Annotated in this window: 5 protein-coding genes; 4 read left to right on the top strand and 1 reads right to left on the bottom strand. The window is 35.3% G+C overall.

What is annotated here, in order from left to right:
- On the bottom strand, positions 1-539 hold a 539-nt coding region (locus tag ACJMLH_RS03185), incomplete at its 3' end, for a hypothetical protein (RefSeq protein ID WP_405274657.1).
- 241 nt (positions 540-780) lie between these two features.
- Here ACJMLH_RS03185 and ACJMLH_RS03180 point away from each other — a divergent pair.
- From ACJMLH_RS03180 to ACJMLH_RS03165, 4 genes are all read left to right on the top strand, one after another.
- Positions 781-4,608, top strand: a complete 3,828-nt coding sequence (locus tag ACJMLH_RS03180; protein WP_405274655.1) for an Ig-like domain-containing protein — start codon at positions 781-783, stop codon at positions 4,606-4,608.
- 213 nt (positions 4,609-4,821) lie between these two features.
- Positions 4,822-5,307, top strand: coding sequence for a hypothetical protein (locus ACJMLH_RS03175; RefSeq protein ID WP_405274653.1), 486 nt, complete (start codon positions 4,822-4,824; stop codon positions 5,305-5,307).
- Between the two features lie 556 nt (positions 5,308-5,863).
- Complete coding sequence (locus tag ACJMLH_RS03170; RefSeq protein WP_405274651.1) at positions 5,864-6,037, top strand: hypothetical protein; 174 nt, start codon at positions 5,864-5,866, stop codon at positions 6,035-6,037.
- A gap of 1,337 nt (positions 6,038-7,374) precedes the next feature.
- Positions 7,375-9,504, top strand: coding sequence for a hypothetical protein (locus ACJMLH_RS03165; RefSeq protein ID WP_405274649.1), 2,130 nt, complete (start codon positions 7,375-7,377; stop codon positions 9,502-9,504).
- Positions 9,505-9,532: the final 28 nt, after the last annotated feature.

The raw sequence follows: 9,532 nt of genomic DNA, 5'->3' as shown, positions 1-9,532 counted from the left end.
TGAGTAGGGGCTGCTGGTGCAGGTGCGGAACTTTCAGTGGTTGTTGCATTGAGAGGTCCTTCACCTGGAGGTCCCAATTCAAGGCTGTCTAGCATGTGCTTTAGAATATCCATATTGTCGCTTCCGATGACGATATTGTCATGTGTTTCATTGCTGCTTACATAAACTATATAGTAATGTGTTTTGTTGATTGTATTTTCCTTAATATGATAGTCCTTATAGGTTTCAACATCTTTTGCCCCGTCCATCAGCACGTCACGGGCTATTGCAAATGCTCCCGCTCCAACAAGGTTTAAATCCTCCTGGCTGTTGAAGGACATTACCACTGTATGTTTGGATTCGCAGGTATATGTTCTGATTCCGCTGGGATCCTGGTTCCATGTTGCATCATCTGCTTTCGGCGCTTCGATTGAACTGCCGTTGCTTAGCTGGAGTGTCTGATATTCAACTGTGGGATTTAAAAGCATATATCCGATTCCAACCAGTATCACGGCCACAATTGCAACCAAAGCTATTATAATCATCTGGTCTCTTTGCATATTTAATCACCATTTTGTCACTTATTATTTCTATTTGTGGGCAAGAATATTTATTGTTTTTCATGCCTGCAATCATTTTCAAATTTAACATCTCTTTGAATCTACTGTCTTAAAAGCCGGCAATTCTTTTGAAAAATAGTTAAAATTGCTGTAAATTGTTCGTATCTGTGCGATTAATCCAAATAGATATATGTAATTTTTAATATACATATATTAATTAAACTATATTGGAGTAATGGTGATGAAATACAAGAAGCATATGATAATATTGCTGGCGGCTATTTTTCTATTTGCAATGGCCACAGCAAGTGCAAGCGATTCGAATGATGTGCTGACGGCCAGTGCTGATGATTCGCCTGTTGAATTGTCCGAAAGTGGAAAAAGCAATGAATTAAGTTTGACTGATGAAATACAAATAATCGGCGAGGCAAATAACCCTGAAGTAATGGGTGCACCAGATAATGGAACATTCGCCGCATTGGACTATAAAATTAAAACAAGCAAGGATGACACAATAAAATTGGAAAACGATTACAAATATGAGGGAGAGGGATATCCCAACGGAATCCTAATCAATAAGTCACTAATAACTATTGATGGTCACGGCCATACAATCGATGCCGACGGTAAAACAAGAATATTCAATATTACGGGAGATCGGGTTGATTTTACAAACATTACTTTTGTAAATGGTTGCGCAGAAAATGGTGGTGCACTTTACTCAAGTGAGTCTGTCTCTGTGAGGCACTGTAATTTTGTTAATAACTCTGCTAATAAGTGGGGTGGTGCAGTTTACTCTAATTATGGAGGCACGATTTTTTCGAGTAATTTTGTTGCTAACTCGGTTGTTAAGGATAATGAGGAAGGTGCAGGTGGTGCTGTCTATTTCTATCAGGATGATGGTCGTTTTTATGATGACATTTTTGTGGATAACTATGCTGCAAACTATGGTGCGGTTCATCTCGCCAGTAAGTGGGGCGCTGTCAGGGGTTGTATTTTTGTAAATAACTCTGCTAATAAAGGTATTGTTGGTCAGGCTTTCGATTCAACTGATAGTATTCAAATCCAGAATAATATCTTTTTAAATAATAATGTTTCAGTTAATATCATTGATTTTGCCGCAGGTGAAAATGTTGATGCCAATTTCAACTGGTTTGGGTCTAATGCAACTGACTATACTAAAAATCCTGATTTGCAATTTGGTGATGTCTGGCTGTTTTTAAATGCCACTGCCGATCCGGATTCAGTGATTGTTTCGGGCACATCAGACATTACCTTTAAATTATATGCATTCGATTCAACTTCAAATATCGTATCCGACTATAACTATGTGTTTTTAAATCCGGTCGGCCTGACTGTAACTGCAATAGGGGGCAATGCAAATTCTTCAATTATTGGTCTTAGAGAAACAGTCACATATACTGCAAACACCGCCGGAACAGGTAAAATAACTGCATCAATAGAAAATGCGGCATACACTATAGAAGTAAATGTTATTAAGGCAAATTCAACATTAACAGTTGATGATATGGTATTTGATTATAATGCCGCAGGTTCCACTACAGTATCTTTCACCAATGCAACAGGTGTTAAGGCCAATGTCGTGAATCACACTGAAGCTATTGTAAAAGTTAAGGAAAAAACAATAACCGTTTCCAATTTGGCAATAGGAAACTACACTTTAAATGTCACTACTCTAGTTGATGGCAATCACAATCCGGTTACAGAAACTGCCGCCATTACAGTCAAAAAGGCACCGACTGAAATTAGCATAATCAATCAAACCATGAATCTGAAGGCAAAAGATACGGTCAGTGATTTTGCTAATTTAACTCCAGCCGATGCAGGCAATTTGACTTTTGTTTCAAGCAATGAGGATGTTATAATAGTTAAAGGTGGTAGGATTGTTGCCGTTGGTGCAGGTAAGGCCAATGTTACTGTTTCATTTGCAGGAAATGAAAATTATACTGCTGCTGAAAACAAAACCGTTTCACTCACCGTTACTGCATTGGATGCAAGCGTTAATGTCACCAAGACACGCTATGAACTCATTATAGATGAAACTGATAATATTGTTGTCACTACTGTGCCTGAGGGTTTGAAGGTTGATTTCACAACCGATGACGATGATGTGATTTCTGTTGACGGCGAAGGTAAAATCACCGCTTTGGCTGAAGGAAATGCCCTGATTTATGTTAGTGTCGGAGACAATGTGGTCTATAAATATAGTGTTGTTAATGTCCATGTCACTGTAAGCAAAATACCAACTGAAATTAGTTTAACCAATGAAACAATTGATTTGAAGGTATATGGAATAGCTGATGGTTTGGCTAACTTAACTCCTGCGGATGCAGGCAAGTTAACCTATACTTCAGATGATGAAAGTATTGTTCTTGTGGATGAGGCCGGTTTGATTTTTGCACGGGGTAAAGGCACTGCTACAGTTACAGTTTCCTTTGCGGGTAACGATAAGTATGCAGCGGCCGAAAATAGGACAATAACAGTTAATGTATCCTTGATGGATGCAAGTGTCAGTGTAGAAAATAATACTCTGGATTTACATATTGGCGATAAATTTGATTTAAATGCTACAACAGTTCCTGATGAGTTGGAAATTCAATATAATTCAAGTGACGAGTCTGTTGTCCGTGTTACGGATAATGGTATTGTTGTCGCAGAAGGTGAAGGTACTGCAGTCATTACATTGACTGTCGGTAATGGTATAGTCTATGCTCTAAACTCCACCAATGTCACAGTAACAGTAAGCAAAATACCAACTGAAATTAGCTTAACCAATGAAACTCTTGATCTGGTATATAATGATGTTGTCGGCTATTTCGCTAGTTTGACTCCGGCAGATGCGGGCAATTTAACATATGCTTCAAGTAATGAGGATGTTGTGATTGTTGAGGACGGATATATTATTGCTGTTGGTGCCGGTAAAGCAAATGTCACTGTTTCTTTTGAAGGCAATGAGAAATACGCCGCAGCTGAAAATAAAACCATTTCAATCACTGTCACTGCATTGGATGCAAGCGTTAATGTTACAAAAACACATTATGAACTTGTCATTGGCGAATCTGATAGTATTGATGCTACTACTGTGCCTATGGGCTTGAAGGTTAATTTCACAACCGATGACGATGATGTGATTTCTGTTGATGGCGAAGGTAAAATCACCGCTTTGGCTGAAGGAAATGCCCTGATTTATGTAAGTGTCGGAGATAATGTGGTCTATAAATATAGTGTTGTTAATGTCTATGTCACTGTAAGCAAAATACCAACAGAAATTGTCGCTTCTGCAGTTTCAGTTGTTTATAATGCAGATAAGTACTTAGTCATTAATCTGAAAGATGCCAACGGCAATCCGATTGCAGGTGTTAATGTAAATGTTGACTTAAACGGTGCTGAAAACTATACTGCTGATGAAAACGGTCAGGTTAATGTCTCAACCAAAGGCTTGGCTCCCAAAACATATACTGCAAAAATAACATTCAGCGGCAATGCCAAATATGACCAGTCCGCTAAAGAGGTTAATGTTACAGTCAAAAAGGCCACTGCTAAGATAACCGCCAATACAAAAACATTCAAGACAACTACAAAAACCAAAAAATACACTGTTACCTTAAAGGACAATGCAGGCAATCCGATCAAGAACGCCAATGTCACCTTGAAAGTCAACGGCAAAACATACAAGGCCACTACCAACTCCAAAGGTAAGGCAACTTTCAAAATCACCAAATTGGCCGAAAAAGGAACATACAAGGCAACAGTAACCTTTAAGGCAAACAAGTACTTCAACAAGGCAACCAAAAAGGTAAACATTAAAGTCATATCTGTCTGGAAAACAGTTTCTAAAGGAAGCAAACTCAAGACTACAGTCAAAGAGATCCAAAGGGCACTGAAAAACAACGGATATTATCTTACAGAAAAAGGCCACTACCTGAAAGTTGACGGCATCTATTGGGACTACACTGTAAAGGCAGTCAAACAGTTCCAGAAAGCTAAAGGCCTGAAAGTAACTGGTAAAGTGGACGAAAAGACCGCCAAAAAACTTAAATTAATTTAAAATTGGGATGCATTAGTTTGCATCTCATACAATTCTATTTTTTTTAACATTAAATGTTAATCTGAATTAATTAACAAAAAAACACTATTTTCATATACATAATTCTCAATTAACTAAAAAGATTTAATAAAATATAAATAATCATGAGGCAATAGTATTAATTGTACATTAAAATTATTTTTTTGGTACGCTAATATTAAAGGGAGGATAAAAATGGATTTCAAAAAACTATTAATCGTCTTAATTGTCTCATCTCTTTTGATTGGAACTGTTTGCGCTGCAAACCTAACAGACTTCAAAATTGATGGTAAATTTAAAGAAGTAATAAAAAACGATGATTTTGTTATCTATGCCAATGATAACACTGATGCAGGAATTGGTGTCTTCAGAAACGTTGACAAAGTTGGAGATAATGACGCTAACGACGGCACTTTAATTGATAAGTTAGTTCATGATGACGGAAAAGAATACTTAGTTGCCGATGATGACATGAAACTTGCCCTTAATCCTGACCATACTGCAAACTTCACAGATATGGATCATGGAACAGTGGGACTTTCAGAAGTCGTTGACCACGGTGGAGATAAACTTGTTATAGTCTTCTGGGCTACAAATTCAAGTAACTTGAACATGGATTCCTTGAAAACAACTTTGGACCAGTTCAACAAAGACAACAGTGTTTCTCCGGTACCATTCTAGATGTTGAATATATGATAGGGGAGTGTATGGGATTCCATAGACTTCCAATTCCACTTTTTTTATACTCTTATAATTGGCACGGTCAAAAATTCTCATGATTTTGAAATTGTTTTCAAATAACTGAATTTTTCTTCAGAAATTCGAAATTTCAATAAAAATCTTTTAAAAAGTATTGGAGTGCTGATATATTTTTTTGGCTAATTGTGTAAATCCAAAACTTTTCACTATAATTAAAAAAACTAATTATGCCACTAATTTCAGTTTCAGGAATTTTAGCACAGTTATAGTATGAAAATATTTTGCGAGTAAATCAATATTTTTTCCATGTTTCAGATTTTGGCAAATGTCAAATCCTTGTTTTTAAATTGAAAAATAATTTTTTTAAAAAAGTTCAAACAGGCCTTGTTTTTCAAAAATAAGTCTCCAGATGAGTTACACTTGAAATTTACCTTTGATGTGCAAGAATACCTGCCTTTTAGGTTAGGGATGAATTGCACAAAAAATCAATCGCCAAATATAAGATAAAGTTCAAACATAGTATTGTCAAGGTGATTTGATGACAGACAAAACAAATGTTACCACACGACTTGAAAAGGCACAACAGCTAAAAGCATCTTTGGAAGAAAAGTATGAAAAGGTAAAAGGCACTCCAAGAGAAGAGGAATTCAAGCTACAGATTGAAAAAGTTGACGGACTGATCGCCCATCTCGAAGATGAACTTGGGGAGTAAATTTCCAATTCAAAATTTCACATTAACATTGCCATTGTTGATACTGGTATGGGCCTTGATTGAAATGGTCATGTTAATCCAAATTCTTTCCATTTTTGACGAATTAACCATAATTTTCCTGTTACTGGAAAAATTTTTCATTATTGAAAATGGCTATTTTTGACTGAAATCATCATTTGAAAGTCAGTTACTTTTAAAATATTTATTCCGGTTTTAAGTTATTTTTAATTTTCAACTCATCCAATGTATTAAACACTTTCATTTTGCTTTTGATTTTTAAAAATCAGATGTGTTTTTAGAGTCATTTCCAAGTCATGATTTTAATTTCAAAACCTTGAATCGGGATTTCATTAAATGCTGATTTTGGCGTAAAAATCCTGCCACATTATGGAATTTTCATTCAGATTTCATTTTCACCATCATCATGAGATCACTTTTTCAAAGTCAGCTGAAGTTCAAATTTTTCCGGAGGTCACTGTGGGGAAATCATCTATTGTAAAATTTATTTTACATTTATCAGATAATTTTTCAAAAAACGCCCAAACTTTCCAGATTTTAGTTAAAAAGATTTTCAAATGTTGTTGTGAAATATTACATATTAAATACTTTCATGATTAAAAAAATATCTCTCACGATTGGTATTTTAAGATAAATGATGACTGGTATTTTTCAAATTAAATTTTAAGCTGTTTTCGCATTTTTCTTGAATTGATTCAGTTTCAAATAACTCACTATTTTGGCTTTTAAAACATGATTTTGAAAAATCCTCCAATGACAATAACAGTCTCAATTTGAACTTTTGGCCAAATTTACAATTCATTATTCATTGTTTTTTTAAAAATATCAACGATTTGAATCCATATGTCTGATTCAGTGACGTTAATGCTGTTACTGTATGATGAATTCCTGCCAGTAAGTCGGAATTTTTAACACATTTTTCATTTTGAAAACCCAATAGGTTAATTTATGAAATTCAAGATTAATTAGCTTAAAAATTGAAATTTAACATTATTTCAGTTATTATAGCTCTTTCAAGCATTTACACTTGAAATGCACCTCTCTTTGATGGTTTTTGAATATTGCAATATAGGAATTGCCATTTTCAATAGGGATGAATGTTTCACTGCCTGAAATATATGTCTGTCTAAATTTTATTCCAATCTCGGATATGCATAAGTTAACCTAATATAGAAAAGATATTTTTTCATATTTTAATCCATAAATTGAAACCATACATATACTACTTTTTACAAATATATTATTCAAGAAAAAAATCAGAGGTAATATTTGTGAAATCTAAAATAATTTTAATTTCCATATTCCTGTTGGCGATTTGCATGATAACTCCGCTGGCAGCTGCAGACAACAGCACAGTGGACAGTCCGCAAACAGCCGACAACATCAAGGTATCATTTGATGAAATGGTATATGAAAAGGATTTGGGAGAGATTGATGTTGAATTGCCGGAAAATACAAGCGGCAATTTGAAGGCAACAATCAACGACGTGGAATTCTACAATGAAAATGTCTCATCATCTGTTAAAATTCCGATTACAATACCAAAAGAGGCAATATCACACCTTGTAGTAAATAAAAACACAGATCATGTTACCTATCATATAAATCTCTTCTTTGACAATGTTTTAATCAATTCAAACCATACTTTAAAGGTAATGAAGGTTAATCCTAACTTTACTGTTCCGGGATTTCCTGAAGAAATTCTAAAGGATGATCCTCAGGGGTATGTGTCATTTTACATGCCTGAATCTGCCAATGGCGAGATGAAAATTTATATAGATGATAAATTTGCATTCAATTTCACTTCCCATCAGTACAATATCATGAATGCAAGCGATTTCAACTCCCTTGATTTGGGAGACCATAACGTGACAGTCGTTTATGCAGGGGATGCATATTACAGGAAATTCAACAAAACATTTAACTTTACTGTTGTTGACATGCTTATAAACATACCTAAAACCATAGTTTTGGACCATGATGACTGCATAAGCACAAAAATCCTCAATAATACTGATGGTACCGTCACTATCTATATAGATGGTCAGATGGTATTTAAAGATAAGCTGGATAAGCGCGGGGAGTTTTTACACTCACTGTTTAATGATATAACCTGCGGTCCGCATATGATTGACGTACAGTACAATGCAAGCAAATTCAGCAAATCCAAGAGGGAACTGGTCGAGGTATACTATTATGTTGACATGTTCGGCTACGGACCATATGTATATGGTGAGGATAATGAGTACACAATAATCGTTCCGGTAGACTTCAAAAAGGATTTAATCGAGATAACCATTGACGGAGTAAGGTACACTGACTTTGAAATTGACAATTCAGGATGGATAGAACTTGACATCTCAAAACTGGATGTTGGAAATCATCAAATTGAATTCTTCTATCCGGCTGACGAAAAATACTACAGCTATGTATTAAGGGACAATTTCACTGTCGGCTATGAAATCCAACTTCCATATGATTTCTTCAGAGAGACTGAATTTGACGTTACCCTTAAACTTCCAAAATCAGCAAAAGGCAGTCTGGAAGTCTATGTCGATTCCGAATTATATAAACGGGTCAAACTTGATGGCGGATCTGCAGTGATAAATGTCAATGACCTGATTCCTGCTTCATACAACGTATCTGCAAGATATACCGGTACAGATTTCAATGTAAGTGATGTAAATTCAATAATTGACATTTATCCGGACATCACAACTCCAGGTGAAATGTACTGCGGAGAGGACAAATCAATTGTTGTTAAAACCTTAAAAGAAGCAAAAGGTAATGTTATCTTTAAGATTAACGGCCAAAACATCACTGTCGAGCTTAAGGATGGTAAAGCAAAATTGCCGCTTAAAAACTTCAAGGTAGGATATTATGATGATATCGATGCGGTATATGTAGGTGACAACGGATACAATGCAACTTTATACTCCGCTGTAGAGATTTTGCCTTCAGTCAAATTAACCGATGTTAAAGTTACAAGTGAAAAGGCTAAAATGAAAGTCCTCATAAATGGAAAAACTGCAAAAAATACAATTGTCAATTTTAAGGTTGACGGCAAAGCCAAAAAGGTAAAAACTGATAAAAACGGTATTGCAACATTCAAACTTGCTGCCGGAAAACACAAAATAACAGCTACCTACAAATCATCAAAGGCAACCAAAACAGTCAATGTTCATGTAATCACATTGAAATCAGTAACACCTAAAAAATCAGCCAAAAAGGTAGTATTAACCGCCAAACTTAAAAAAGGCAAAACCCTGCTTAAAAACAAAGCCGTAACCTTCAAGTTCAACGGCAAAACTTTAAAAGTAAAAACCAATTCAAAAGGAATTGCAAAGGCCACATTCAAAACTTCTGGCCTTAAAGTCGGCAAAAAAGTAACTTATCAGGCAAAATACGGCAAAGATACAGTTAAAAAAACAGCTACTGTTAAAAAATAGGGATTGAATTTCCTATTTTTCTTTTTTT

Origin of the sequence: Methanobrevibacter sp., from assembly GCF_045116495.1 — an archaeon.
In the GTDB taxonomy this organism is placed as follows: Archaea; Methanobacteriota; Methanobacteria; order Methanobacteriales; family Methanobacteriaceae; genus Methanocatella.
The sequence above is the reverse complement of the archived record's forward strand: the minus strand, read 5'-3'. Positions and strand labels throughout refer to the sequence as shown.